The organism is Pseudomonas sp. TWR1-1-3 (assembly GCF_049896805.1).
Lineage (GTDB): Bacteria > Pseudomonadota > Gammaproteobacteria > Pseudomonadales > Pseudomonadaceae > Aquipseudomonas > Aquipseudomonas bubulae.
Genome location: NZ_JAFCUZ010000005.1, coordinates 168,856 through 193,744 on the forward strand (window position 1 = coordinate 168,856; position 24,889 = coordinate 193,744).

General features: G+C 60.1%; 22 protein-coding genes and 1 pseudogene. 5 read left to right on the top strand and 18 right to left on the bottom strand.

All coding sequences use genetic code 11. The annotated features are described in order from the left end of the window. Positions 1-21: 21 nt before the first annotated feature. From ACP7BE_RS19235 to ACP7BE_RS19295, 13 genes and pseudogenes are all read right to left on the bottom strand, one after another. A complete protein-coding gene (locus ACP7BE_RS19235; RefSeq protein WP_370688628.1) occupies positions 22-906 on the bottom strand; it encodes a methyl-accepting chemotaxis protein in 885 nt (294 codons plus the stop codon). Between the two features lie 21 nt (positions 907-927). Then, a pseudogene (locus ACP7BE_RS19240) lies at positions 928-1,671 on the bottom strand (methyl-accepting chemotaxis protein); the annotation flags it as partial. 419 nt (positions 1,672-2,090) lie between these two features. Then, the gene (locus ACP7BE_RS19245; protein WP_016783309.1) at positions 2,091-3,380 is read right to left on the bottom strand and encodes an adenylosuccinate synthase; all 1,290 of its coding nucleotides are present in this window, start codon (positions 3,378-3,380) and stop codon (positions 2,091-2,093) included. A gap of 54 nt (positions 3,381-3,434) precedes the next feature. Continuing rightward, complete coding sequence (locus tag ACP7BE_RS19250; protein WP_095000956.1) at positions 3,435-4,622, bottom strand: ATP phosphoribosyltransferase regulatory subunit; 1,188 nt, start codon at positions 4,620-4,622, stop codon at positions 3,435-3,437. Between the two features lie 407 nt (positions 4,623-5,029). Continuing rightward, complete coding sequence (hflC, locus tag ACP7BE_RS19255; RefSeq protein ID WP_095000955.1) at positions 5,030-5,908, bottom strand: protease modulator HflC; 879 nt, start codon at positions 5,906-5,908, stop codon at positions 5,030-5,032. Further along, positions 5,908-7,089: an FtsH protease activity modulator HflK gene (gene hflK, locus ACP7BE_RS19260; protein WP_426106906.1), complete on the bottom strand. Its 1,182-nt coding sequence runs from the start codon at positions 7,087-7,089 to the stop codon at positions 5,908-5,910. Before hflK ends, hflC begins: the two co-directional genes overlap by 1 nt. A gap of 96 nt (positions 7,090-7,185) precedes the next feature. Then, positions 7,186-8,487 (bottom strand): ribosome rescue GTPase HflX, encoded by a 1,302-nt coding sequence (gene hflX / locus ACP7BE_RS19265; RefSeq protein WP_095000953.1) that lies wholly within the window; start codon positions 8,485-8,487, stop codon positions 7,186-7,188. 13 nt (positions 8,488-8,500) lie between these two features. Next, complete coding sequence (gene hfq, locus ACP7BE_RS19270) at positions 8,501-8,761, bottom strand: RNA chaperone Hfq (protein WP_016783304.1); 261 nt, start codon at positions 8,759-8,761, stop codon at positions 8,501-8,503. 90 nt (positions 8,762-8,851) lie between these two features. Further along, positions 8,852-9,832 (bottom strand): tRNA (adenosine(37)-N6)-dimethylallyltransferase MiaA, encoded by a 981-nt coding sequence (gene miaA / locus ACP7BE_RS19275; protein WP_095000952.1) that lies wholly within the window; start codon positions 9,830-9,832, stop codon positions 8,852-8,854. After that, complete coding sequence (mutL, locus tag ACP7BE_RS19280; RefSeq protein ID WP_165446536.1) at positions 9,832-11,730, bottom strand: DNA mismatch repair endonuclease MutL; 1,899 nt, start codon at positions 11,728-11,730, stop codon at positions 9,832-9,834. Before mutL ends, miaA begins: the two co-directional genes overlap by 1 nt. Before the next feature lie 14 nt (positions 11,731-11,744). Continuing rightward, complete coding sequence (locus ACP7BE_RS19285) at positions 11,745-13,166, bottom strand: N-acetylmuramoyl-L-alanine amidase (RefSeq protein ID WP_198417412.1); 1,422 nt, start codon at positions 13,164-13,166, stop codon at positions 11,745-11,747. Positions 13,167-13,168: 2 nt separating this feature from the next. Further along, entirely contained in the window at positions 13,169-13,639 is a 471-nt protein-coding gene (tsaE, locus tag ACP7BE_RS19290) for a tRNA (adenosine(37)-N6)-threonylcarbamoyltransferase complex ATPase subunit type 1 TsaE (RefSeq protein WP_016783300.1), read from the bottom strand. Further along, positions 13,627-14,487, bottom strand: a complete 861-nt coding sequence (locus tag ACP7BE_RS19295) for an NAD(P)H-hydrate dehydratase (RefSeq protein ID WP_218723335.1) — start codon at positions 14,485-14,487, stop codon at positions 13,627-13,629. The genes tsaE and ACP7BE_RS19295 overlap by 13 nt, the downstream gene beginning before the upstream one ends. Positions 14,488-14,549: 62 nt before the next feature. On the opposite strand from ACP7BE_RS19295, the gene queG reads away from it, so the two are divergent. After that, positions 14,550-15,617: a tRNA epoxyqueuosine(34) reductase QueG gene (gene queG, locus ACP7BE_RS19300; protein WP_095000949.1), complete on the top strand. Its 1,068-nt coding sequence runs from the start codon at positions 14,550-14,552 to the stop codon at positions 15,615-15,617. 23 nt (positions 15,618-15,640) lie between these two features. Here queG and ACP7BE_RS19305 read toward each other — a convergent pair whose 3' ends face one another. Together ACP7BE_RS19305 and orn are read right to left on the bottom strand one after the other, a co-directional pair. Next, on the bottom strand, positions 15,641-16,252 hold the full coding sequence (locus ACP7BE_RS19305) for a trimeric intracellular cation channel family protein (RefSeq protein ID WP_019826256.1): 612 nt from the start codon (positions 16,250-16,252) through the stop codon (positions 15,641-15,643). A gap of 184 nt (positions 16,253-16,436) precedes the next feature. Continuing rightward, the gene (orn, locus tag ACP7BE_RS19310; protein WP_086799078.1) at positions 16,437-16,979 is read right to left on the bottom strand and encodes an oligoribonuclease; all 543 of its coding nucleotides are present in this window, start codon (positions 16,977-16,979) and stop codon (positions 16,437-16,439) included. A 106-nt stretch (positions 16,980-17,085) separates the two neighbouring features. On the opposite strand from orn, the gene rsgA reads away from it, so the two are divergent. Beyond that, positions 17,086-18,117: a small ribosomal subunit biogenesis GTPase RsgA gene (gene rsgA / locus ACP7BE_RS19315; RefSeq protein WP_095000948.1), complete on the top strand. Its 1,032-nt coding sequence runs from the start codon at positions 17,086-17,088 to the stop codon at positions 18,115-18,117. Between the two features lie 109 nt (positions 18,118-18,226). Here rsgA and motB read toward each other — a convergent pair whose 3' ends face one another. Next, positions 18,227-19,213, bottom strand: a complete 987-nt coding sequence (gene motB, locus ACP7BE_RS19320) for a flagellar motor protein MotB (RefSeq protein WP_095000947.1) — start codon at positions 19,211-19,213, stop codon at positions 18,227-18,229. Positions 19,214-19,216: 3 nt separating this feature from the next. Beyond that, entirely contained in the window at positions 19,217-20,068 is an 852-nt protein-coding gene (gene motA / locus ACP7BE_RS19325) for a flagellar motor stator protein MotA (protein ID WP_095000946.1), read from the bottom strand. Between the two features lie 152 nt (positions 20,069-20,220). Here motA and ACP7BE_RS19330 point away from each other — a divergent pair, with 152 nt between their 5' ends. The 3 genes from ACP7BE_RS19330 to asd are packed head-to-tail and all read left to right on the top strand — an operon-like array spanning position 20,221 to position 23,499. Beyond that, the gene (locus ACP7BE_RS19330) at positions 20,221-21,759 is read left to right on the top strand and encodes an HDOD domain-containing protein (RefSeq protein ID WP_095000945.1); all 1,539 of its coding nucleotides are present in this window, start codon (positions 20,221-20,223) and stop codon (positions 21,757-21,759) included. A 36-nt stretch (positions 21,760-21,795) separates the two neighbouring features. After that, positions 21,796-22,623, top strand: a complete 828-nt coding sequence (locus tag ACP7BE_RS19335; protein ID WP_095017684.1) for a rhodanese-like domain-containing protein — start codon at positions 21,796-21,798, stop codon at positions 22,621-22,623. 9 nt (positions 22,624-22,632) lie between these two features. After that, complete coding sequence (gene asd, locus ACP7BE_RS19340; protein ID WP_095017685.1) at positions 22,633-23,499, top strand: archaetidylserine decarboxylase; 867 nt, start codon at positions 22,633-22,635, stop codon at positions 23,497-23,499. A gap of 115 nt (positions 23,500-23,614) precedes the next feature. Here the strand turns inward: asd and serB are convergent, their stop codons facing one another. Then, the gene (gene serB, locus ACP7BE_RS19345) at positions 23,615-24,829 is read right to left on the bottom strand and encodes a phosphoserine phosphatase SerB (protein WP_095000944.1); all 1,215 of its coding nucleotides are present in this window, start codon (positions 24,827-24,829) and stop codon (positions 23,615-23,617) included. Between the last annotated feature and the right edge of the window lie 60 nt (positions 24,830-24,889).

Here is a 24,889-nt window from a genome sequence, read left to right on the forward strand (position 1 = left end):
CACAGGGGCAGCCCCGCTTCTCTACGCCCGGAACTGCCCAAGACTCGCCTTGAGCTGCGCCGCCAACCCGTCCAGCACCTTGCCGCTGGCCGTGGTCTGGGTCACCGCCTCGGCCGCACGCTCGGCCTGGGCATGGATCACTTCCACCCGCCCACGCACCGCATACGCTCCTTGCGCCTGATGCTCGGCAGCTTTGGTCGCATCACCAATCGCGCTATGCACCTGCTCGACCGATACCTGCATGGTCTTTTGCAACTGCACGCTGCCGCGCAGCACCGCCAGGCCCTCATCGGCCTGACGCCCCGCCAAGCCAATGGCCGCCACGGCTTCCCTGGCTCCCTGCTGCAAGGCCACGATATGCGCCTGAATATCACCGGTAGAGCTTTGGGTTTTGCTGGCCAGAGCCCGCACTTCATCGGCTACCACAGCAAAACCACGCCCAGTCTCCCCCGCCCTCGCGGCTTCAATGGCCGCGTTCAAAGCCAGCAGATTGGTTTGCTCGGCGATGCCGTGAATCACCGTCAGCACCACTTCAATCTGCTCACTTTGCTGCGCCAGACGCTCGATCACCTTGGCTCCCTCGCCCACCTGTCCGGCCAGCGCCTCGATCAGCCCCCCGACCTTGGCCGAGGTGCGAGTGTTTTCATCAGTAGCCTGACGAATATCAACCACCTGCCGGAGCGCCGCCTGCATCGCCTGGCTTTCCGACTGGGCTGCATCTGCCATGGTCGACAGTGCATGCAGGCTCTGAGCTACTTCATCGCGCTGTAACTGCGCGGCAGCATCGGCCCCGGCATTGCGCAAGGTCATCACACCGATCTCCACCCCGGTGCGCTGCGCCACATCACCCGCCTCACGCACGATGGGCTGCAGCTTGTCGACAAAGCGGTTAACCGCCGCCGCCATATCGCCGATTTCATCCTTGCTGTTCAGGCCTACACGCTTGGTCAAATCGCCTTCGCCTGCGGCCAGGTCATCCAGCGCGGCAATCAGCAGCAGCAACTTGTTGACCACCCGCCGCCCCAGCACCACCGCCAGTAACAGCAACACACCAAATCCGACAATCGCCAGCCCCATGCCAATACGCCAGCGCAAGGTGTCCGCCGCCTCGCGCACGGTCTGCGCGGTATTGGCCTGCATCTGCGCCGCCGCTGCCTGCGCCGACTCCAGACGCGCGCCCAGTGCTGCCGAACTGTCGCTGGCAGCACCTTGCAAGCTTTCGCCGACCAGTTGCCCGCTATTGGCTATCAACGTCGAAAAGCGCTGGTCGAGGGCCGCCAGGTCCTGCTCAACCGAGGCGGTGGAAACCCCCATCAGCACTTTGCCGATCTCGACGCCATTGGGGTTGATAGAGGCTTCGAGGTAGTACACCGACGGATCATGGCGGGCCGCATCGAGCACTTTATCCAGCGCCCGCTCGCCATTGCCCTTGGCCAAAAGCGCCTGGTTGATCGGGTTATCACGATTGAGATAGCGGGTCAGATGCTGCCCCGTGGCATCGTCGTACACCACGAATAACACATTAGGATTACGTTGAGCGCGTCGGGCGAAATCGGACAGCGTGGGCACGTCGCTATCCCATATGGCACGCGGCGCTACAGCTGCCAGCAGTTGCGCCATGTCGTTTGCCGAGTCCTGCAGGTTCTTCTCCAGCGATTGCCTGAGCTGCATTTGCTCGTCTTTCAAGCGTGGCTCCAGGCCCGCGGTCAAACGCTGCCGGGTGCTGGCAGACAACGCGTCAAGGCTGCTTTTAACTTCACGCCCGGCCTGCTCCAGTTCCGCGGTGAGCTTTTGGCTGTCTGCCCCCAGACGCGCATCCAGATCAGACTCCAACGCCGTCACCGTGCTCCGTGTCAGTGCAACAGCCACCAAAACCTGCACCAAAAGAGCGATACCTAGGGTAACGAATACAGGCCGCAGCAGACGGCTTTGTAACAGTGAGAGAACGGCAGACACGGAAAACCCTCCACTTAGGTGCCATTATTTTGATAGCACGCTTATTGACGGTTTTCACAGCAAGGGTCGTGCCGCACAACAGGCAGAAACGACAAAAGGCCCCGAAGGGCCTTTTGTTTTACATCAACAGCGACTTAAGCGAACGGGTGACGCAGAACGATGGTCTCGTTGCGGTCCGGGCCAGTCGAAATGATGTCGATCGGAGCGCCGATCAGCTCTTCTACGCGCGTGATGTAAGCGCGAGCGTTGGCTGGCAGCTCTTCCAGGGTTTTGGCACCCACGGTCGATTCAGTCCAGCCCGGCACTTCTTCGTACACAGGCTGCAGGCCTACGTAGCTGTCAGCGTCGGTCGGTGCAACATCAACACCGTTTGCGTCTTTGTAGCCAACGCAAATGTTGATGGTTTCCAGACCGTCGAGTACGTCCAGCTTGGTCAGGCAGATGCCCGAGATGCTGTTCACATCGATAGCGCGACGCAGGATAACGGCGTCGAACCAGCCGCAACGACGGGCACGGCCGGTGGTAGCACCGAACTCGTGACCTTGCTTGGCCAGGTGAGCGCCAACGTCGTCGAACAGCTCAGTCGGGAACGGGCCCGAACCTACGCGAGTGGTGTAAGCCTTGGTGATGCCCAGGATGTAGTCCAGGAACATCGGGCCAACGCCCGAACCGGTCGCAACGCCGCCAGCGGTGGTGTTGGAGCTGGTCACGTACGGGTAGGTACCGTGGTCGATGTCCAGCAACGAACCCTGGGCGCCTTCGAACATGATGTCCTTGCCAGCGCGACGCAGGTCGTGCAGCTCGGCTGTCACGTCCAGCATCAACGGCTTGAGCAGCTCGGCGTATTCCTTGCACTCGGCCAGGGTCTTGTCGAAGTCGATAGCCGGCTCTTTGTAGTAACCAACCAGCATGAAGTTGTGGTAATCCACCAGTTCACGCAGTTTGGCTTCAAAGCGCGGCATGTTCAGCAGGTCGCCAACACGCAGGCCACGACGGGCAACTTTGTCTTCGTAAGCCGGGCCGATACCGCGACCGGTCGTACCGATCTTCAGCTCGCCACGGGCTTTTTCACGGGCCTGGTCCAGCGCCACGTGGAACGACAGGATCAGCGGGCAGGACGGGCTGATACGCAGGCGCTCGCGCACCGGTACGCCTTTCTCTTCCAGCTTGATGATTTCACGCAGCAGGGCGTCGGGAGCAACCACGACACCGTTGCCGATCAGGCATTGCACGCCTTCGCGCAACACGCCCGACGGAATCAGGTGCAATACGGTTTTTTCGCCGTCGATTACCAGCGTGTGGCCAGCGTTGTGGCCACCTTGGTAACGCACTACAGCGGCAGCATGTTCGGTCAGCAGATCAACGATCTTGCCTTTGCCCTCATCACCCCATTGGGTGCCCAGGACTACGACATTCTTACCCATAACACTTGTCCTCATTCGCGCAAACTTGGTGCCGGCAGCCGCCGGCAGGAAAACTCAAGAAACCAGCGGCACTACTTGCCACAGGCCATTCTGCTGAATCAATTGGCGGTCGCAGTCTGCCTCCAGGGCACCAGCCTGCTGTTGCCCAGGCAACGCCTGAACCACACGCTGGCCTTCACTGCGAAGCTGGCAAACCTGCTGCCAGAGTGCCGCATCGGTGCTGTCTGGCATCCAGATACCACCAGACGGCAACTTGACTTCCGCACGCCCCAGGGTCACCAGGGTTTTCAAATCGGTCGAAAAGCCGGTTGCCGGCCGGGCACGCCCGAAAACAGCACCAATGTCGTCATAACGACCGCCTTGGGCGATGGAGTCCCCAACGCCCGGTACAAATACCGCAAACACTACACCTGTGTGGTAGTGATACCCACGCAACTCGCCCAGGTCAAAGTACAACGGCAACTGCGGGAAACGCACAGACAACCCTTCGGCAATCGCCACCAGGTCGTCCAGAGCTGCCAGCACTTGAGCCGGAGCCTTGGCCAGACGCTCGCGCGCAGCAGCCAGAACTTCGTGACCGCCACACAAACCAACCAAGGCCTGCAGCATGCCCGCCAAATCGGCCGGCAAGCCTTGGGTCAAGGCCGTTACTTCGTCGATCGCCTTGCGTTGCAGGGCGTCGAACAATTGTTGTTCCACTTCAACCGACAGGTTGGCCGCACGGGCCAGACCACGGTAAATACCAACATGCCCCAGGTCCATGTGCACATCCGGCACATCGGCCAGTTGCAGCATGGCCAGCATCAGGCTGATCACTTCAACATCGCTGCTCGGGCTTGCATCGCCATACAACTCGGCGCCCAGCTGGATCGGGCTGCGCGAGGATGACAGTGCACGCGGTTGAGCATGCAGCACGCTGCCGGCGTAGCACAGACGGCTCGGGCCTTCACGACGCAGGGTATGCGCATCGATACGCGCCACTTGCGGCGTGATGTCGGCACGAAAACCCATCTGGCGACCCGTTTGCGGGTCAATCACCTTGAAGGTACGCAAGTCGAGGTCCTGGCCAGCCCCTGTCAGCAGGGACTCCAGGTATTCGATATGCGGGGTCACGACGAACTCATAGCCCCAGCTCTGGAACAGATCCAACACCTGACGGCGCGCCACTTCAATGCGGGCAGCTTCAGGTGGAAGTACTTCTTCGATGCCATCTGGCAAAAGCCAGCGGTCTACCGTTGCCATTACGCCATTCCCCTGTGATCCGGGCGGCCAGCCAGCAGGCGAGCCTTGAGTAAAGCAGAACGTGGCTGCGTCTTGAACGCGCACAGCAAAAAAGCCTGAACGACAGGCTCGCACATTCCTCGAAAATTCTGCCGATGCTGTAACAGCCATTCGGACAATCAAACATGCAGACGCAAAAAAGCCGGGAATTTCCCGGCTGCCGCATCATACACCCGTTTTCTAAAAGGATCACCCTGCGAGGCCATTTGACCGCCAAGCGGAGTGAATCAGGGCCTGTGATGAACATGCCAACCCTTCTGAAAACAGTGTGGGAGCGGGCTTGCTCGCGATGGCATCAACTCGATTTAGCAGACAGACCGAGTTGCTTGCATCGCGAGCAAGCCTGCTCCCACAGGCTTGAAGCGCTTTTACTGCTGCGAAGGCTTGGATTTTTCCAGGTAGCGGAAGAAATCGCTGCTTGGGTCCAGAACCAGCACATCGTTCTTGCTCGCGAAGCTTTCGCGGTAAGCGCGCAGGCTGCGATAGAACTTGTAGAACTCCTGATCCTGGCCATAAGCCTTGGAGTAGATCGAAGCTGCCTGGGCATCGCCATCACCGCGTGCTTCTTCGGACTGACGATAAGCTTCAGCCAGCAGAACACGACGTTGACGGTCGGCGTCAGCACGAATGCCTTCTGCCAGTTCGTTACCCTTGGCCCGATGCTCGCGTGCTTCACGCTCACGTTCGGTGCTCATACGTTCGAAAACGCTGCGGTTTACTTCTTTTGGCAGGTCGATGGCCTTGACGCGAACGTCGACCACTTCAATGCCCAGCTCTTTTTCAGCCATTTTGTTCAACGATGCAGTGATGTCAGCCATCAACGCATCACGCTCACCCGACACTACTTCGTGCAGGGTGCGCTTGCCGAACTGGTCACGCAGACCGGATTCCAGACGACGCGACAGACGTTCGTCAGCAATCTGTTTCATGCCCGAAGTTGCGGTGTAGAAGCGCTCGGCATCTTTCACACGCCACTTGGCGAAGGCATCAACCATGACCGCTTTCTTTTCCAGCGTCAGGAAACGCTGAGTCGGCGCGTCCAGCGTCATCAGGCGGGCGTCGAACTTGCGCACCTGGTTGACGTAAGGAATCTTCACATGCAGGCCCGGCTGAACGTCAGCCTGGACCACACGGCCAAAGCGCAGCAGTACAGCACGCTCGGTTTGCGAGACGATGTAGAAGCTGTTCCAGGCAACGATCCCCACGACAACAGCAACAATAAGGGCAACCAGCGATTTATTGCTCATCAGCGGCTCTCCCTGGTGCGCGGTTGTGGCGGCAGATCCGTGCTGACGTGCGAGCCGGAATCAGTATTGCTCGCTGCGGCTGCCGAACCCGTTGCCGGGGCGCTGCCATTACGGCCTTCGATCATTTTGTCCAACGGCAAGTAAAGCAGGTTGCTCTGGCCGTTTTTGTTACCGGTCACGAGTACCTTGCTGGTGTTGCTGAAGACTTCCTGCATGGTGTCCAGATACAGACGGTCGCGGGTCACTTCAGGATTTTTGCGGTACTCGGCAACCAGTTTGGTAAAGCGGTCAGCCTCACCCTTGGCGCGGGAAACCACTTCATCACGGTAGCCGTTGGCATCTTCGATGATGCGCTGGGCCTGACCACGTGCTTCCGGTACAACGCCGTTGGCATAGCTTTCGGCCTGGTTGCGGGCACGCTGCTCGTCTTCTCGGGCACGGATCACGTCATCGAAGGCTTCCTGTACTTCACGCGGTGCGGCTGCGTTCTGTACGTTGACCTGGGTCACGGTGATACCGGTCTTGTAGGTATCGAGGAAACGCTGCAGGCGTTCCTTGATTTCCACGGCCATTTGCTCACGGCCTTCGGTCAGCACCTGATCCATCGACGTGGAACCCACGACGTGACGCAAGGCGCTGTCGGTAGCCTGCTGCAAGCTGACTTCCGGTTGATCAACATTCAGCACGAAGTCGCGCAGGTTGCTGATCTTGTACTGCACGGTCAGCGGCACTTCGACGATGTTTTCGTCTTCAGTCAGCATTTGACCCTGCTTGGTGTACGCACGCTCACGCGTCACGTTCTCCATGTACTTTTTGTCGAACGGCGGGAAGTAGATATTCAGGCCCGGCCCAACGGTGTCGTAGTACTTGCCCAGGCGCAGCACCACGGCTTGCTCCTGCTCATCGACTACATACACGGCGCTGTAAAGCCAGGCAGCCGCCAGCACGACGAGGCCGATGCCGAGCAGACCGTAGCCGGTGCCCTTGCCATTCGAACCACCCTCACTGCCGCTGCCGCCAGTACGTTTTTTCCCACCACCGAACAACCCATTCAGGCTTTCCTGCAGCTTTCGGAAGGCCTCGTCGAGATCTGGTGGCCCCTTGCGGTCGCCATTTTTAGGGCGTTTGCCACCCCAAGGATCTTGATTGTTCGAGTTGCCACCCGGCTCATTCCAAGCCATAGCGCTCTCCATCTGATAAAGCAAAGACGCGCCCACGGCGCGCCGACCAATGCTACAGAATGCCTATCACAGCGGCACGACCGCTTTGCGAGGCTTTTATTGCAAAGTGTGTTCTTCGATGAATTCCAGCGGCTGCATCCCTTCGCGGCTGACCAAGCGATTGAGCTCGGATCGCGGCAGGCGTACGTCCAACAGACTGGAGCCCTCATCGTCATGCTGTTCTTTTTGCACAACCCCCAGTTCGAAGAACTGTGCACGCAGTCGAGCAAAACGTTGCGGCAAGCGCAAGGTGCCCACGAACAAATCATTGCCCAGCAACTCGGCGATGGCCTGCTCAAGCAACTCCAGCCCTTGACCATCACGGGCCGACAACCAGACCCGCTGCGGCTTGCCATCGGCATCACGCTGGATCTGCGGCTCGACACCTTCAAGCAAATCGATTTTGTTGTAGACCTCGAGAATCGGCAAGTCCTGCGCACCGATTTCGCCCAGTACCACCATCACCTGCTCGATCTGCGCCATGCGCTCAGGCTCGTGCGCATCGATCACATGCAGCAGCAGATCGGAATTGCTCGACTCTTCGAGCGTAGACCGGAATGCTTCAACTAGCTTGTGCGGAAGATGACGAATAAAGCCCACGGTGTCGGCCAGCACGATCGGCCCCAGGTCGCCCAGATCAAGGCGGCGCAGGGTCGGGTCTAGCGTGGCGAACAACTGGTCGGCGGCAAAGACGTCAGAGCCGGTGACCTTGTTGAACAGCGTGGATTTACCGGCGTTGGTATAGCCCACCAGCGACACTGTAGGAATATCGGCGCGTTGGCGCCCTCTACGGGACTGCTCGCGTTGACTGCGGACTTTTTTCAGACGGGCTTTGATCTGGCTGATGCGCACACGCAACAGTCGGCGGTCGGTTTCGAGCTGGGTTTCACCCGGCCCGCGCATGCCAATGCCGCCACCTTGACGCTCAAGGTGAGTCCAGCCGCGTACAAGACGCGTGCTCATGTGGTCAAGCTGAGCCAGTTCGACTTGCAGCTTACCCTCATGGGTACGGGCGCGTTGAGCGAAGATATCGAGAATCAGCCCGGTACGGTCAAGCACGCGACACTCGAAAACACGTTCGAGGTTACGTTCCTGACTGGGCGTGAGTACGTGATTGAAAATCACGATGTCGACCTTCTCGGCCTTGACCAGATCGCGCAACTCCTCGACCTTGCCACTGCCAATCAGGTATTTGGCCGATGGCCGATGACGCGGCACGTTAAAAAACGCGACGGTATCGGCGCCAGCCGACACAGCTAACTCCTGGAACTCCTGCGGATCTTCGCGCGCCTCAGGGTCCTGTCCTTCCAAGTGAACGAGGATCGCTCGCTCACCACCACCGTGGCGCTCAAAGAACAAAGGATGCTCCTATTTAGGCATTACCTGGTTCAGCGTCTGCCAGATCCGATTCGGTTGCGCTAGGCAGACGAATTGGACGTACTGGTACGACTGTCGAAATTGCGTGCTTGTAAACCATTTGGCTGACGGTGTTTTTCAGCAGGATCACGAACTGGTCGAAAGACTCGATGGTCCCCTGCAGCTTGATCCCGTTGACCAGATAGATGGAAACGCCAACCTTCTCTTTACGCAAAGTATTCAAGTAAGGGTCTTGTAGCGAATGCCCTTTTGACATATGCCGCACTCCTGTAAGGATAAAAAATAGAAACAAAAATTAGATGACCGCTGTCGCCACATCCATAGGATAGACGGCATTTGCCAAGACTCAGCTCAATATGGAGACCGATTCCAGGTATTTCAAGGCTCGTGGCAGATTGTCGCAGTCCAGACTGTCAAGCCAATGCAAATCATTCCAGCTGCGCAACCAGGTGAACTGGCGCTTGGCCAACTGGCGCGTGGCTATGATGCCGCGCTCCTGCATCTCGGCCGCTGTCAGCTTGCCGTCGAGGTAGTCCCAGACTTGGCGGTAACCCACTGCACGTATAGACGGCAACCCGGCATGCAGGTCACTTCTGTTGCGCAGGTTTATGACCTCGTCAATGAACCCCTGTTCCAGCATCTGCCCGAATCTTAGTGCAATTCGCTCATGCAGCACCTGACGGTTCGCCGGAGCGATGGCCAGATTCGCGACAGTATAGGGCAATTGGCTGTGCCCAGAAGCCGCTGCTTTAGTCGTTTGTTCAGATTGTTTTTGCCGATGGGCCGTCACGCTCATGCCGCTGACCCGATAAACCTCAAGCGCCCGGGTCAGACGCTGCGGATCATTGGGGTGAATTCGCGCGGCAGACTCCGGATCTATGGCTGCCAACTGATCGTGCAGGGCCTGCCAGCCAAGGCGCTGCGCCTCTTCTTCAAGCTGCGCGCGCACCTCGGGGTCCGCCGGAGGCATGTCGGCCAGGCCGTCAATCAGTGCCTTGTAATAGAGCATGGTGCCGCCCACCAGCAGCGGGATATTGCCTCGCGCCGTGATCTCGGCCATGGCCTTGAGCGCATCGCGACGAAAATCGGCCGCCGAATAGCTCTCGGCCGGGTCGAGAATGTCGATCAACTGATGCGGGTGAGCCGCCAGAATTTCTTTCGACGGCTTGGCAGTGCCGATGTCCATGCCGCGATAGACCAGCGCCGAGTCGACACTGATCAGCTCGCACGGCAGCACCTTGCTCAGCTCGATGGCCAGGTCGGTCTTGCCGGCGGCCGTCGGCCCCATCAGGAAAATAGCCGGGGGTAAAGCGTTGGAACCTGTCATCAGCGACCGCGCAAAAAGAGTTTGTCCAAGTCGTCCAGGCCCATTTGGGTCCAGGTGGGACGACCATGATTGCACTGACCGCTGCGCTCGGTGTTTTCCATATCACGCAACAGACCGTTCATTTCCGGGATCGCCAAACGGCGATTGGCGCGGATCGCACCGTGGCAGGCCATGGTGCCGAGCAGCTCGTTGAGGTGCGCCTGGATCCGGTCACTGGTGCCGTATTCCATCAGGTCGGCCAGTACGTCGTGAACCAGTCGCTGGGCCTCGGCCTGCTTGAGCAGGGCCGGAATCTGGCGGATGGCCAGGGTTTCCGGGCCAAGGCGTTGCAACTCGAAGCCCAGGCGCTGGAACCACTCGGCGTGTTCTTCGGCGCAATCGGCTTCCCGCTGGCTGACCGCAATCGATTCCGGCACCAGCAGCGGCTGACCACTCAGGCCTTCACTGGCCATGGCGATTTTCAGACGCTCATACATGATCCGCTCATGGGCCGCGTGCATATCCACCAGCACCAACCCCTGGGCGTTTTCCGCGAGGATATAAATGCCCTTGAGCTGGGCCAGAGCAAAGCCGAGCGGCGGAATATCACCTTGCCCGTCCGGCAGAGGCGCGGCATTGGCCTCAGGCAATGGTGCGAAAAACTCGCGATAGGCATTGCGCGCTTCTTCAACGGGCACCGGGGGCGCGGAGGACTGCGGACGGTATTGGTACTGATAGCCCGCACCAGCGCCCGAACCTGCCACATGCGGTGACGGGGCCGACTGCGGCTGCTCCAGCACATTGGCCGCCAGACGCATTTCACCCTGCGGGCCGAATTCGCCAGCATCCAGCCCCGTCGGGCGCTCGGCCCCGGGCACCGGCGCTGGTGCGGCCAGTTGGTCTTCGGGACGAACGTCACCCAGAGCACGGTGCAAAGTGCCATAGAGGAAATCATGCACCATGCGCCCGTCACGGAAGCGTACTTCGTGCTTGGTCGGGTGTACGTTGACGTCGACCACCGAGGGGTCGACCTCAAAGAACAGCACAAAGGTCGGGTGGCGACCATTGAACAGCACATCGCGATACGCCTGGCGCACCGCATGGGCCACCAGTTTGTCGCGTACTGCGCGGCCATTGACATAGAAGTACTGCAAGTCCGCCTGACTGCGGGAAAAAGTCGGCAAACCGACCCAGCCCCACAGGTGCAAACCATTGCGTTCAACCTCGATGGGCATTGCCTGTTCCAGGAACGCGGAGCCGCACACGGCCGCCACACGCCGGGCGCGGGCAGTATCGTCGCGGGCTTCGTGCAGGTTGAGGATGGACTTGCCGTTGTGGCGCAAATTGAACGCCACATCAAAACGTGCCAGCGCCAGGCGCTTGATCACTTCCTGCAGGTGATCGAATTCGGTCTTTTCGGTTTTGAGAAATTTGCGCCGTGCCGGGGTGTTGAAAAACAGGTCGCGCACTTCAACCGAGGTGCCCACCGGATGCGCAGCCGGCTGAACCCGGGGCGCCATGTCGCGGCCTTCGGTCTCGACCTGCCAGGCCTGATCGGCACCACGGGTGCGCGAGGTCAGGGTCAGGCGCGCCACGGAACTGATGGAAGCCAGCGCCTCACCGCGAAAGCCCAGGCTCATCACCCGCTCAAGGTCTTCCAGATCACGAATCTTGCTGGTGGCGTGACGGGCCAGCGCCAACGGCAAGTCGTCGCTGGAAATACCGCTGCCATCGTCACGTACCCGCAGCAGCTTGATCCCGGCCTGCTCCACGTCCACATCAATGCGCTTGGCACCCGAATCGAGGCTGTTTTCCAGCAGTTCCTTGATCACCGAAGCCGGGCGTTCAACTACTTCGCCCGCAGCGATCTGGTTGGCCAGGCGCGGGCTGAGCAATTCAATCCGCGCGCTGCTGCTCAATGCTTCATCACTCATTACTGTGCCGCCAGGGCAGTTGCCGGAATATTCAGGTTCTGGCCGACCTTCAACTCATCGGTTTTCAGGCTGTTGCTCGAGCGCAATGTCGCCACGCCCACTTGATAGCGTACAGCGATCATCGCCAGGGTTTCGCCGGGACGAACCGTGTGTTCGCGGGCACCCTGGGCGATTTTGCCGGTGTCACGCAGCCAGGCGATATAAGTGCCCGGCGGCGGATTTTGCTGGAAGAACTGGCGTACGCCGCTGCTGATCGAACGGGCCAGCGCTTGCTGGTGACTGCTCGAAGCCAGCTTGGACGCTTCGTTGGAGTTCGAGATAAACCCGGTCTCGACGAGAATCGACGGAATGTCCGGCGACTTCAGCACCATAAACCCGGCCTGCTCCACGCGCTGCTTGTGCAGCGGGGTGACCCGACCTATGTTGCTCAGCACTTTTTGCCCGACGTTGAGGCTGGAGGTCAGCGACGCGGTCATCGACAGGTCAAGCAATACACCCGCCAGCATGCGGTCCTTGTCATCGAGGCTGACGTTGCCTGCGCCACCGATCAGGTCGGAGCGGTTTTCGCTGTCGGCCAGCCAGCGCGCCGTCTCGGAAGTCGCGCCGCGTTCAGACAGGGCAAACACCGAAGCACCAAAGGCAGCTTTGGACGGGGCCGCATCGGCATGGATCGAGACAAACAGGTCGGCGCCTTTCTTGCGGGCGATTTCGGTGCGGCCACGCAGCGGGATAAAGTAGTCGCCGGTACGCGTCAGCTCGGCCCTGAAGCCTTTCATGCCGTTGATCTGGCGCTGCAGTTCTTTGGCAATCGCCAACACCACGTCTTTTTCACGCTGGCCAGCCGAGCCCGAGGCCCCCGGGTCTTCACCGCCGTGGCCGGCATCGATCACCACCACCACGCTGCGTTTACCGCTCGGGATCGGCGGCAATTTAACGTCGGGTTGCGCGGGCGTCACCGGCACCACCGGCACCGTTGCCACGTTGGTGGCCGGCAGGCTTGGCGCCAGATCGGCGCCCTGGTCATACAGGTCGACCACCAGGCGGTTGCCGTACTGGGCATTGGGCGCCAGAACGAAACTTTTCGGGGTCACGGCCTTTTTCAGGTCGATAACCACGCGCAGGTCGGTGGGGGTACGCTGCGCCGAGCGCATGCTGGTGATTGGCGTATTGGCTGTTTGCACATTCAGCGGCCCGCCCAGGGTCGCGCCATTGATGTCGATGACCAGACGATCAGGTGCAGTCAGCGTAAACACACTGTGCTGCACCGGCCCGGTAAGATCAAAAACCAGTCGAGTGTTGTCCGGCGCCCGCCATAGACGCACGCTCTTGACCTGGGTTGCGGCCACAGCATTGAATGCCATGACACTGAGCAACACACCCACCACACTTGCTAACGCGCGAAAGCGCATACCAAACCCCATCATTATTTGTATTCCGGCGCCAATGCGGCACACCAAGACTCGCCACGAGAACCTTGGGGCGTCAGCGTCAGCAAACGCCCGGTGTTATGCGGCCTAATGGTAATGGTCAGGTCAGGCTTTGGCAAAAAGCCTGCACCTTTATCGGGCCACTCGATCAAGCATAGGGCGTCTTCGTCGAAATAATCGCGAATCCCCATATATTCCAGCTCTTCCGGGTCGACCAGCCGATACAGGTCAAAGTGGAAGGCCCGAATATCGCCAATCTCGTAGGGCTCGACCAATGTGAAGGTCGGGCTTTTGACCGAACCCGTGTGACCAAGGCCGCGAATCAGGCCACGTGACAGGGTGGTTTTACCCATACCCAGGTCGCCGTCGAGAAAAATCAGGCCGTGACCTTGAGTGACAGTGGCCAGGCGCGCGCCAAATGCGGTCATGGCCTCTTCGTCGGCCAGTTGTAGTGTTATTTCGTGCACGGTGCGTGTTCCTCCAACAACTGACGAATGACTGGAATCAAATCACTGGCCGCCAGCCCACGGCCCAATTGTCCTTGTTGCTCACCGGCGCGGGCATGCAGCCACACCGCCAGGCATGCGGCGTCATAAGCGCCCAACCCCTGAGCCAGCAGCGCGCCGATCACGCCTGCCAGCACATCCCCAAGACCGGCCGTAGCCATTGCCGGATGGCCGTGACTGCAAATGGCCAATTCACCATTGAGCCCTGCAATCAGACTGCCTGCACCTTTAAGGACGCACACTGCTGAGTATTTTTTAACCAACGCCCTGGCCGCAGCCGGTCGATCGGCCTGTACCTGCCCGGTGCTGATACCCAGCAAGCGTGCGGCTTCACCCGGGTGCGGGGTCATCACCGACCCTGGTGCCAGCGTGATGACTGCGTTGGACAACAAATTAAGCGCATCGGCATCCCACACCTGCGGCATTTTTGCCTGTGCCGCGGCCGACAACAGACTGCGCCCCCAGGGCGCCTGCCCCAAACCCGGTCCCACCACGACCACCGAAGCCTGCGCCAGTACGCCCATCAACTGGTTGGCCGACGATACGCCGAGCACCATCACCTCGGGCACCCGCACCAGCGCAGCAGGCACGTGTTCGGGGCGCGTGGCCAGTGATACCAGGCCAGCGCCACAGCGTAGTGCAGCCTGGGCGCTGAGGGTAATCGAGCCGCCAAATCCGCGATCGCCACCCACCAGCAGCACATGCCCGAACTGGCCTTTATGGGCGCTCGGGGCTCGTCGAGGTAGTGGCGCCAGATTGTCTGCGCTAAGGCCTTGGGGGTCGGCTAACAGGTGTTTGGTCTGCGGCATGCGTGTTTGGCTCCGATGTCTGGCAGAATTATACGCATCTCAGCTCCGGTTTCTCTTGTCCCATGCCTGCTATTACTGCCGACCTCCCCGCTCTCGCCCGGTCCATCAAGGAATGGGGCCGCGAGTTGGGCTTTCAACAAGTCGCCATTGCCGGCCTCGACCTGGGAGAACACGAACACCATCTGCAACGCTGGCTGGAAGCCGGCTACCACGGCGACATGGACTATATGGCCGCCCACGGCAGCAAGCGTTCACACCCGCAAGAGCTGGTGCCCGGCACAGTGCGCGTGATTTCCCTGCGCATGGACTACCTGCCCGGTGACACTCATATGGCGCAGCTGCTGGCCCAACCGGAAAAAGCCTACGTTTCACGTTATGCCCTGGGCCGCGATTATCACAAGCTGATCCGCAAGCGCGTGCAACAACTGGCCGACCGCATCCAGAAGGACATTGGCCCGTTTGGCTTCCGCGCCTTTGTCGACAGCGCCCCGGTACTGGAAAAGGCCATCGCGCAACAGGCGGGTCTGGGCTGGATCGGCAAGAACACCCTGGTGCTCAATCGCAAGGCGGGCAGCTACTTCTTCCTGAGCGAGCTGTTTGTCGATTTGCCGCTACCGGTCGACGCCCCCCACGAAACCGAACACTGCGGGCGCTGCACCGCCTGCCTGGACATCTGCCCCACCAATGCCTTTGTCGGGCCTTATGTGCTGGATGCGCGCAAATGCATTTCGTACCTGACCATCGAGCTGAAAACCGCGATCCCTGAAGAATTGCGCTCGATGATCGGCAACCGGGTATTCGGTTGCGATGACTGCCAGATCGTCTGCCCCTGGAACCGTTTTGCCCGCACCACCGCAGAAGGGGACTTCAAGCCACGGCATAACCTGGACAATGCTGGCTTGGCCGAGCTGTTTATGTGGGATGAAGACAAATTCCTGAGCAGCACCGAAGGCTCGCCGCTGCGCCGGGCCGGGTACGAACGCTGGCTGCGCAACCTGGCGGTAGGCCTGGGCAATGCGCCGTCGACGATCCCGGTGCTGGAAGCCCTGAATGCGCGGCGTGATTACCCGTCGGAGCTGGTGCGCGAGCATGTGGAGTGGGCGCTGACACAACACGCCAAGCGGGCCTGAGCCAAGGGCGCGGCCACAGTTGCTTAATGCTCGTCGTTATAAACGAACTTGGGCATTTCCCAGTTAAAGCGGATCGCCAGCAAACGCAGCAGCAGCCCGCCGAACAAGGTGACGAAAATCGCCTGTTCGTTGGGCATTTCCAGATAAGTACACAACAAGAAACACCACGCCGCAGCAAACGAAACGCTGGCATACAGCTCACGACGGAAGATCAGCGGGATGTCATTGCAGAAGATGTCACGAAGGATGCCGCCGAAGACCCCGGTAATCACTCCGCTCACCGAAGCCACCAGCATGCCCTGACCCATCTCCAACGCGGTCATGCAGCCGATCAGGGTAAACGCTACCAGCCCCAGGGCATCAAGCACCAGAAACAGCGAGCGCAGATGACGCATCAAGGGCGCGATAAAGATCGTCACCAATGCAGCGAACGTGGTCAGTACCAGGTATTCCGGGTGTTTGACCCACGTCAGCGGGTAGTGCCCCAACAGGACGTCACGCACCGAACCGCCCCCTAGCGCGGTGACGCAGGCGATCAGCACCACACCGAACCAGTCCATGCCCCGACGCCCGGCAGACAGCGCGCCGGTCATGGCTTCGGCAGTAATGGCAACTAAATAAAGCATCAGCAACATGGCAGCGATCCTTGCAAGAAGGCGCGCAGTCTACTCTCAGTTGGCATTGGCACCAAAAGCGGGCAACAAATACTGTTCTTTGTGGGAGCGGGCTTGCTCGCGACGGCTTCGCTGCGGTTCGGTAGATGTACCGAGTCGCTTGCATCGCGAGCAAGCCCGCTGCCACAGGGGGATCAACGGCAGCTTAGAATTTGATGAAATGCTTGCGGTAGTGTTGCAGCTCGGCAATCGACTCGCGAATGTCGTCCAGCGCCAGATGCGTACCCTTTTTCACCAGGCTGTCGCGTACTTCCGGCGCCCAGCGTGCAACCAGCTCCTTGAGCGTCGAAACGTCCAGGTTGCGATAGTGGAAGTAGCTTTCCAGCGCTTTCATATGGGTGTACAGGAAGCGGCGGTCCTGGCAGATACTGTTGCCGCAGATCGGCGATTTGCCTTTGGGTACCCACTGCTCAAGAAACGCGATGGTCTGCGCTTCGGCTTCGGCCATAGTAGTGGTGCTGTCCTTGACCCGCTGGGTCAGGCCGCTGCCGCCATGAGTACGGGTATTCCACTCGTCCATGCGCGCCAGCACGGCATCACTATGGTGGATGGCGATGACCGGGCCTTCAGCCAGGGTATTGAGGTTGCTGTCGGTAACGATGGTGGCCATTTCAATAATGACGTCGTTGTCAGGGTCCAGACCGGTCATTTCCAGGTCGATCCAGATCAGGTTCTGCGCGTTTTGCATAATGGCCTCCAGTGCTTAGGTGCGCAGTTTAGCTTAGGCACGCGGCCCTCGTGCTAAACTCCCCGGCGTTTTACCCTTCTTATCGTTTTATCAACACGGAACACCCATGGCCAAACGCCAGCTCAACCGTCGTCAGAATTGGCGCATCGAAAAGATCCAGGGCGAGCGCGCTGCCCGCGCCGCCAAACGCGAATCCAGTGCCGTCGAAGCGCTTGAAGGCGGCGATTTAGGCCCCGAGCAACTTGGCCTGGTGATCGCGCACTTTGGTGTGCAGGTCGAAGTCGAAGCCCAGGAAGGTGAGCTCAAAGGCCAGATGTTCCGTTGCCACCTGCGCGCCAACCTGCCCGCCCTGGTAACCGGTGACACGGTTGTGTGGCGCGCCGGCAATCAGGGCATCGGCGTTATCGTCGCCCAGTTGCCGCGCAAGACCGAGCTATGCCGCCCGGACAGCCGTGGTCAGCTCAAGCCGGTTGCAGCCAACGTCGACATGATCGTGATTGTGTTCGCGCCCATGCCCGAGCCGCACGCCAACCTGATCGACCGCTATCTCGTCGCCGCCGAGCACGCCGGGATTCGCCCGCTGTTGCTGCTCAACAAGGCTGACCTGATCGACGAGCAGAACGCACCGGCGCTGAATGCGTTGCTGGGGGTTTATCGTCAACTGGGTTATCCGGTGCTGGAAGTGTCGGCCCATCACGGCGATGGCATGCAGCAGTTGCAAGCGCAACTGGACGGCCATATCAGTGTGTTTGTGGGTCAGTCGGGCGTTGGCAAGTCGTCCCTGGTCAACAGCCTGCTGCCTGAGGTCAACCTTCGGGTCGGGCCGCTCTCGGAGATTTCCGGCCAGGGTACGCACACCACGACCACGGCGCGCTTGTTCCACTTCCCGGGCGGCGGCGATCTGATCGACTCCCCGGGTATTCGTGAGTTCGGCCTGGGCCACGTCAGCCGTGCCGATGTCGAGGCGGGGTTCATCGAGTTCAACGACCTGATCGGCCGTTGCCGCTTCCGCGACTGCAAGCATGACCGCGAGCCGGGCTGTGCATTGCTGATGGCCCTGGAAGATGGCCGCGTGCAGCAACAGCGCATGAACAGCTATCGCTCGATCATTGCCAGCTTGCCTGAGTCGAGTTACTGATTCAGGCCAGAAGCCCCCTCACCCCAACCCTCTCCCGGAGGGAGAGGGGGCAAATTTTCAGTGTTCTTGAAGCCGCGTGCGCTCAGTCCCCTCTCCCTCTGGGAGAGGGTTAGGGTGAGGGCGGCGGGTCGTCAAACAGATTCAGCTTCTGCCGTTCTTCATGCATCGGCAGTGGCTGTTTGTCGGCGGGCAGCTTGATCGGGTCAACTGGCGCCTTGGGCAGTTCCTGGGGCTTGACTGACTCCGCACCCTGCTCGCCTTCAATCGCCTGCTGGGCCTTTTTGTTCAGCACCACAATGTCGATACGACGGTTGACCGGATTATTGGGGTTAGCCGTGTCGAACAGCACTGACGAGGCATAACCCACCACCCGCGCAATCTGCCCTTCCGGGTAGCTGCCCGCCACCAGTGCACGCCGCGCAGCATTGGCACGGTTGGCCGACAACTCCCAATTGCCGTAATCACCGCCCCCCGCATAAGGCATGGCATCGGTGTGGCCGCTGATGCTGACCTTGTTGGGTACTGCCTTGATGGTGTCGGCCATGGCCAGCAAAATATCTTCGAAGTACGGTTTGAGCCGTGCACTGCCCACGTCAAACATCGGCCGGTTTGCGGCATCCATGATCTGGATACGCAGGCCGTCCGGGGTGATTTCAAACAGCAACTGATCCTTGAACTTGCGCAGCTGCGGGTTTTCTTCGACCTTGTTCTGCAACTCCTGCAACAGCAGTTCGAGGCGCTCTTTCTCGACCTGCTCGGCCATGCTTTCAACCTGCTCGGCATCTACCTTGATCTTGTCGGGCTGGGGCTGCAGTTTTTCTTCAGGGTTGAGGGTGTTGTCCGGCGCCAAGGCCGGAGTGCCGCCCAGGTCGATGACGTAGGGCGTGCCGCTTTCGCTGAATCCGATCGGATCTTTGAAATAACCACCAATGGCGATCTTTTGCTCGGGCGTGGCCGCCGTCATCAGCCACATCACCAGAAAGAACGCCATCATCGCCGTGGCGAAGTCGGCAAAGGCGATTTTCCAGGCGCCACCGTGATGGCCTGCGGCGTAGCGCTTGACGCGCTTGATGATTATGGGCTGGTTGTTTTCCATAAATCAGCGACCACGAACCACTTGTTCCAGCTCGGAAAAACTGGGCCGGTGCTTGGGGTACAGGACCTTGCGACCAAACTCGACCGCCAGCGACGGCGGCATGCCTGAGGCCGAAGCCACCAGCGAGGCCTTGATCGATTCATACACGTTGAGTTCTTCCTTGGCATCGTGAGCCAAAGACGTCGCCAACGGACCGAAGAAACCATAGGCCGCCAAAATACCGAAGAAGGTACCTACCAGCGCGGCGCCAACGTGCATGCCGATGGCCGCCTGATCACCTTCGCCCAGCGAGGCCATGGTCACCACAATACCCAGTACCGCGGCGACGATACCGAAACCCGGCATGCCGTCGGCGATACCGGTAACGGCGTGGGAAGGATGCTCCAGCTCTTCCTTGAGGTTATACAGCTCCATGTCAAACAACCCCTCAAGCTCGTGGGGGGCCATGTTGCCCGAGGACATGATGCGCAGGTAATCGCAGATAAACGCGGTCATGCGCTCATCTTTAAGGACAGTGGGGTATTTGGCGAAGATAGGGCTGGCGGCCGCGTCTTCAATGTCGCTCTCGATGGCCATCATGCCTTCGCGACGACTTTTGTTGAGAATCTCGTAAACCAGGCCCAACACTTCGAGATAAAAAGCGTGGGAGAAACGCGAACCAAACATGCCCAGTGATTTTTTGATCACATGCATGGTCATGTAACCGGGGTTGGCTTGCAGGAACGCACCGAAGGCCGCACCGCCGATGATCAAAACCTCGAACGGCTGGATCAGCGCCCCGATTTTGCCGTGGGAAAGTACGTATCCGCCGAGCACGCTCGCGAACACGACGATGATGCCGATAATTTTAGCCATAGATATAAAAGTACTTCTTGGGTCGGTTCAAGGTCATATTCCAGCGTAGCTAAAACTCTTCTTCTCCTTATCGGCGAATCTGCGCCAGACTATAGCCGGTAGAGCCGAAAAGCCATTCGACCCCCAGATTGGATGATCATCGCGTCCTCATTATGGCCAACGAAACCCGCGCACCGATATCAACACCCACCACCCTGGATGCCTGGGTTGCACACCTGGACGCCGTCGATCTGCCGATCCCGCAAACCAGCCATGCGCGGGTCTTCAAGACCCTCAACGACAGTCGCCGCTCGTTACGCGAAATTGCCGAGGTTATGCAGGACAGCCCGGCGCTGGCCCTCAGACTGATCCGCGAGGCCAACCAGCAAGCCCAAAGCAGCCTGAGCGAGCCGGCCGAGAGCCTTGAAGTGGCGATCAACCGCCTGGGCCTCAAACGCACCCAGATGCTGCTTGAACATGTGCCGGCGCTGGCGATCGAGGATATCCCGCTGGCCTACCGACAAATCCAGCTGATCAGCCAGCACGCCGCACAACAGGCCATTGGCCTGTTCGGCAATCGCCTGGCGCGGCTCTGGCAGGAAATCTACTGGAGCAGCCTGCTGTTTCTGTCACCGCTATGGGCCCTGGCACTGACCCACCCACTGCTGCTCGAAACCTGGGAACGGCGGGTGGTCGGGCACAATGAGTGCGCCAGTAAAGTCGAGCGCCAGCTTTTTGGTGTGCCACTGTTTGATATCTGCCGCAGCCTGGCCGAGCTGTGGCGTCTGCCGGGGTGGGTGATGCAAGGTTATACGGTGATCACCGAAGAGCGCCGCACCCTGGTCAGGGTGCTGCATATCGCCCGCGACACCCATCACCCCCTGCGTCAGCAACAACTGCTGGACGCCGACCCGGCCCTGCGGCGCTGGCTCAACCAGCCTGCCAACAGTGTGTTGCTGGCCAACTGCCTGGCGCTGTCAGCCCAGCAGGGCTGGGACACACCGCACAACCTGCGCTGGCAGTACGTCACCAGCCTTTACCTGCAAATGCCCCTGGACGAAGTTCAGCAGCAGGCACACCAGCAGGCCGCGAGCAGCGCGCGCTATCACTCCAGCCCCGACCTTTGGCATCCGGCCCAGGCATTGCTCTGGCCGTGGGACTCACGCCGCAACGGGGACAATTCGCAGGCAGCCCCGCCTCCCTCGGCCGAGGCACTCGTCGCCTGGCGCAAACATTGCGGGCAGCTGCTGGAGCAACCCAGCGCATTCAGCAACCCGATGCATCTGAGCACCTGTGCCCGCGAAGCCTTGCAGGCGTGCGGCATGCGCCGGGTGATGATACTCACCCCCGACAAGACCTCGACCAGCCTGAGCGTCAACCAGATTGCCGGCCTGGGCAGAACCGCCTTCGACCTGACCGTCAACATCAGTGACAGCACCGCGCTGCAACGCCTGATGATGCAACCTGCACAAGTGCGCCTGACGCCCGAAAACAACGCGGTGATCTCCGCAGTCTTGCCCTACAGCCTGCGCAGCCTGTTCCCCGGCGAGCATCTGCTGCTACGCTCGCTGAGCAATAACGGTCGCGTGGTCATGCTCATACTGGCAGACCAGGGCGGCGGGCCATTTTCCGAAACCAGCGTGCAAGCCTTTGGCAAAACGGCCCAATGCATCGAGAAAGCCTTGAATACCTTTAGTAGTCGCGGGCGCTAGCGCTACAATCCCCCCTTTTTGCTCTGGAGGCTTCCTATGCCTGGCTTCTCTGGCTTGCCATTAGTGATCGAGCCCGGCGACCTGCTCGCCCGGCTCGACGCACCCGAACTGATCCTGGTTGACCTGACCAGTGTTGCACGCTACGAGGCCGGGCATATTCCGGGCGCCCGTTTTGTCGACCCGAAACGCACGCAACTGGGCTTGCCACCGGCACCCGGCCTGCTGCCGTCGCAAGCGTCACTCGAAACCCTGTTCGGCGAGCTGGGGCACAATCCCGACGCGGTCTATGTGGTCTATGACGACGAAGGCGGCGGCTGGGCCGGGCGGTTTATCTGGCTGCTTGATGTAATCGGGCACAAGGCATACCACTATCTGGACGGGGGCATTCACGCCTGGATTGGCGAAGGCTATGCCCTCAGTCAGGACGTGCCTGCCGCCGTCAATGGCCCGGTGGCGCTGACCTTGCACGATGAACCTACTGCCACCCGCGAGTACCTGCAAAGCCGCCTGGGCGCCGCCGACCTGGCGATCTGGGATGCACGCAGTGCCGCCGAATACAGCGGCGAAAAAGTGCTGGCGGCCAAGGGCGGGCATATCCCCGGGGCCAAGCATCTTGAGTGGACCACCGGCATGGATAAAACCCGTAACCTGCGTATCCGCCCGGACATGGCGCAGATCCTCAAGGATCTGGGCATCACGCCAGACAAAGAAGTGATTACCCACTGCCAGACCCACCACCGTTCCGGCTTTACCTATCTCGTCGCCAAGGCGCTCGGTTACCCGCGCGTCAAAGGCTACGCCGGCTCCTGGGGCGAATGGGGCAACCACCCCGACACCCCCGTCGAGCTACCTGTAAAAAATTAAGGACCTTGAATGAAAAAGCGTTTGTTCCTCCTCAGTCAGTACCTGTTGCCGCATCACCTGCTGTCACGCCTGGCCGGCTGTATTGCCGAATGCCGCGTACGCTGGTTCAAGAATGCGTTCACCAGCTGGTTCGCCAAGCGTTATCAGGTAGACATGTCCCAGGCCCTGGTTGAAGACGTGACCGCCTACGAGCACTTCAACGCCTTCTTTACCCGCGCCCTGAAAGACGGCGCCCGCCCGCTGGATCAAACTCCAGGTGCGGTGCTAAGCCCTGCCGATGGCGCGGTCAGCCAGCTGGGCCCGATCGAACACGGCCGCGTGTTCCAGGCCAAGGGCCACAGCTACAGCGTGCTGGAGCTGGTGGGTGGCGATGCTGCAGTAGCAGCCCAGTTTATGGGCGGCGAATTTGCCACCATCTACCTGTCGCCCAAGGACTACCACCGCGTGCACATGCCACTGGCGGGCACCCTGCGTGAAATGATCTACGTGCCGGGGCGCCTGTTCTCGGTCAACCAGACCACCGCCGAAAACGTGCCGGAGCTTTTTGCCCGCAACGAGCGTGCGGTGTGCATTTTTGACACCGAGCGCGGCCCTATGGCCGTGGTATTGGTCGGTGCCATGATCGTGGCATCCATTGAAACCGTGTTTGCCGGTCTGGTTACCCCGCCGAAACGCGAGCTGAAAACCTTCCGTTACGACGAAGCTGCCCGTGCGCCGATCCACCTGGAAAAAGGTGCCGAGCTGGGTCGTTTCAAACTGGGTTCGACGGCGATCGTGCTGTTTGGCGCGGATCAGGTGAAATGGGCCGAAGGCCTGACGGCAGGAACGCCGGTGATGATGGGTCAGAAAATGGGTGCACCGGCGCACGCCGAATAACCCATAACCCTGTGGGAGCGGGCTTGCTCGCGATGCTGGCAACTCGGTGCATCTGATTCACCGAGGTGATGCAATCGCGGGCAAGCTCGCTCCCACAGGTCATTTACAGGGGGGCTCAGCCCTGGCTGTTACGGTCACGCTGACCGAGCAGGTACAGCACGCCATCCAGGCCCAAAGTCGAAATTGCGTGCTTGGCCGATTTCTTGACCAGCGGCTTGGCACGGAATGCCACACCCAGCCCGGCAATCGCCAGCATCGGCAAATCATTGGCGCCATCACCGACCGCAATGGTCTGCTCCAGGCTCAAGCCTTCCTTTTGTGCCAGTTCGCGCAGCAAATCTGCCTTGCGCTGGGCATCAACAATCGGTTCGACCGCAACACCGGTAACCTTGCCGTCCACCACTTCCAGTTCGTTGGCAAAGACATAGTCGATGCCCAGTCTGGCCTGCACTTGTTTGGCAAAGTAGGTGAAACCGCCTGACAGGATCGCAGTTTTGTAACCCAGACGCTTGAGCTCGGCGAACAGCACTTCAGCGCCCTCGGTCAGGCGCAACGAAGCACCGATGGCATCCAGCACGCCCACGTCCAGGCCCTTGAGCAGCGCCATGCGCTCCTTGAAACTGGCCTTGAAATCCAGTTCGCCAGCCATCGCGCGCTCGGTGATGGCCGCCACTTGATCCCCCACGCCTGCCGCCTTGGCCAGCTCGTCGATCACTTCAGCTTCGATCAGCGTCGAGTCCATGTCGAACACCGCCAGGCGGCGATTGCGACGGAACAGGGTGTCTTCCTGCAGGGCGATATCCACGCCCAGCTCCTGGGCCAGGTTGAAGAAATCGGCACGCAGCGCGTCAACATCCACAGGCTCGCCACACACACGCAGCTCGATGCAGCTTTTGCTCGACTCGGTCGACGCATCCAGCGGCACGCGACCGGACAGGCGATCCGTCTGCTCAATGTTCAAACCGTGCTGGCTGATCACCGATGTCACGCGCTGCAGCTCATGGGCGGTCACCTGGCGGCTCATCAGCGTGACCACATGCCGGGTCTGGCTTTGTTCGTGGACCCAGCGCTGGTAATGCTCTTCGCTGATCGGGTCGAAACGCAGCTGCAAACCTTCCTTCGCGATTAAGGGCTGCAGGTCCTTGAGCACTGCCGAAACCAGCTCGGCTTGTGGAATTTCGACCAGAAAACCCAATGACAAAACGCCATGGATGGCGGCCTGACCGATGTCGAGAATATTCACACCATTGCTGGCCAGTACACCGGTAATGGCCGCAGTGAGACCCGGACGGTCCTCACCTGTGATGTTTATCAGGACGATTTCGCGCAAGGCACACCCCCATTCGCTAAAAAAAACGCATTCTACCCACTTTCAGTGACCATCGGGCAC